2 protein-coding genes are annotated in these 1,015 nt (G+C 53.6%); both read right to left on the bottom strand.

Going from position 1 to position 1,015, the window contains the following annotated elements; translation table 11 throughout:
• Positions 1-616, bottom strand: a 616-nt coding sequence (locus tag IQ270_RS30510; RefSeq protein ID WP_228056861.1) for a hypothetical protein, incomplete at its 3' end; no start/stop codon positions are given.
• Positions 595-1,015, bottom strand: a 421-nt coding sequence (locus IQ270_RS30505) for a rhamnan synthesis F family protein (RefSeq protein WP_228056860.1), incomplete at its 5' end; no start/stop codon positions are given. The genes IQ270_RS30505 and IQ270_RS30510, both read right to left, overlap by 22 nt.

The raw sequence follows: 1,015 nt of genomic DNA, 5'->3' as shown, positions 1-1,015 counted from the left end.
GTACGACTGAACCGACCAATGGGACCTTGATCGTCGGAAACAAAGTGGAAGCCGGGTTGGTCGCCTGTTGGGCGCCATATTGGTTAAAACGACCAGAGATTGGCATTGAGGGAGTTGGTTCCGCGGCCAAATGTGGGTGATGGCGACTGACCCCCAGGCTTCTCGTCGCACAGTGATCGCGCAAATCGGCCTGCGCGGAGGGGCCAAGCCATCTCGTCATGCGCAGATCGTCAACAGGAATGATCCCTGCCGTAACAAGCTGAACTTTAATGAAGGGGAATCCGCAGTCCAGCAGATCTTCCCAAAAATGGATTGTAGGGTTATCCTCCACACCAAGGTCGAAAAGCGTGTGGACGACGAGGCCCTTCGAGCTCAGCCGATCTGACAGGTGGACTTCAACTTCGTGAATCAGTTGGTCCTTATCATGAATTATGGGAGTATCATGTATGACGCTGAGGCCGCGTTCGCCCAGAAGTGGCGATTTGAAAGTAAAAAAGTAGGACTGACAATGCTTCTTGATCTCGTTGTTTGATGTAAGAAAGATAACATCAGCGTCACACGCGGCCACCTGCTCGCGCATCGAGCAAACCGCGTCTATGCCGTTATACACCGGCAATATGCTGTCGTTGCTGAAACGCTGCGGACCTGGCTAAGGCCGCCCAGAACTTCCACAGCGAGTTTCCATGCCCCGAAATCAAAACCGACGTTCTCCCGGACAATTACGATACGGGCGGACGGGCAGTCGGGTTTGACATAGTCGAAGAAGCTGTCCGTGTTGACCACAAGAGCCACGGCATAGCCCGCCTGAACGAAAGTCTCGATCTGGTACTTCTGACACTGACTGAGGGCGCCGTTCGGAGTGTAAACAACCAGTATCAACCAATCTGCGTCCGGATCAAGTTTTGCATTGCGATCAATTCGGTAAAGCACGGGTCTGCGGTGGATATCTGCAGCCTTGGCTTTGATCATACCCTTCGATTGGCCGCTCGGGCTTCGGCCGAGTATCTTTCCGAGC

This window comes from Microcoleus sp. LEGE 07076 (genome assembly GCF_015207455.1).
GTDB lineage: Bacteria > Cyanobacteriota > Cyanobacteriia > Cyanobacteriales > Microcoleaceae > Microcoleus.
This window is presented reverse-complemented; position numbering and strand designations above follow the sequence as displayed.